The sequence below is a fragment of the Alcanivorax sp. HI0044 genome (genome assembly GCF_001634945.1).
In genome coordinates this window covers 1-994 of record NZ_LWEZ01000060.1, presented here as the reverse complement: position 1 = coordinate 994, position 994 = coordinate 1, and the positions used below count along the sequence as shown (strand labels likewise).

General features: G+C 62.6%; 1 protein-coding gene and 1 pseudogene. Both read right to left on the bottom strand.

Features of this window, described 5'->3' with window-relative positions:
* A partial coding sequence (fmt, locus tag A3730_RS00835; protein ID WP_063537259.1) for a methionyl-tRNA formyltransferase occupies positions 1 to 709 on the bottom strand: 709 nt, incomplete at its 3' end.
* Between the two features lie 202 nt (positions 710 to 911).
* A pseudogene (locus A3730_RS30105) lies at positions 912 to 994 on the bottom strand (peptide deformylase); the annotation flags it as partial.

The following is a 994-nucleotide window of genomic DNA, read 5'->3' as shown; positions in this document are numbered from 1 at the left end:
AGCTCACCGGGAAAGGATTGAAGGCGCGGATGCGGTTGTAGAGCGCGCGGGTGGGCAGGCGGAAGTCCAGCCGTGCTTCAGCCTTGCTCAGCTTGTGGGCGTAGGTGACGCCTTCGTCGGGCTGTGGGGTGGCGTTGGCCAGGTGGTGCTCCAGATCGTTCAGCACGGTCACCAACAGGCGGGCCCCCTGGGTGGCCAGCCGGTCGTGCAGTTCGCCGCCGGTTTCACGCTCGCCGATGGGCAGGGCTTCACTGAGCAGCATGGGGCCGGTATCGAGCCCGGCTTCCATTTGCATGATGGTGTTGCCGGTTTGAGTGTCGCCGGTGGTGATGGCCCGTTGAATGGGGGCGGCCCCACGCCAGCGCGGCAGCAGCGAGCCGTGCACGTTCAGGCAGCCCAGGCGAGGAATATCCAGCACCGCCTGGGGAATGATCAGGCCATAGGCCACCACCACCAGGGCATCCAGATTCAGGTCGCGTAACTGCTGGCGAGTGTCTTCGCCTTTCAGGTTTTCCGGCTGCAGCACGGCAATCCCGTGGCTGGTCGCCAGCTGTTTGACCGGGCTTTGCTGCACTTTCTTGCCGCGCCCGGCGGCGCGATCCGGCTGGGTGAGAACGGCCACGACCTGATGATCGTTATCCAGCACGGCCTGCAGGCTGGCAGCGGCGAAGTCCGGGGTGCCGGCGAAGGCAAGGCGTAAGGGTTTCAATGAGCGGCCTCTGGGTCGGTAAGTGGTGGGGCAGAGAGGTGAGTTGAAAGTGAAAAGTTGAAAGTTCAAACGCGAGCCCTCGAGTAAGCCACACGTCTAGCGCCACGGCCGCGCCGCAGGGCTGGAATCGCGGGCATGGCGATTCGCTACTCTGAAAGCCGTTTCGCGCTTTTCAACTTTGAACTTTCAACTTGCCTCTCTCTTATGCCTGCTGGCGGTGGATCTTTTCCAGCTTCTTCTTGATGCGGTCACGCTTCAGTCGGGAAACGTAGTCCACGAACAGTT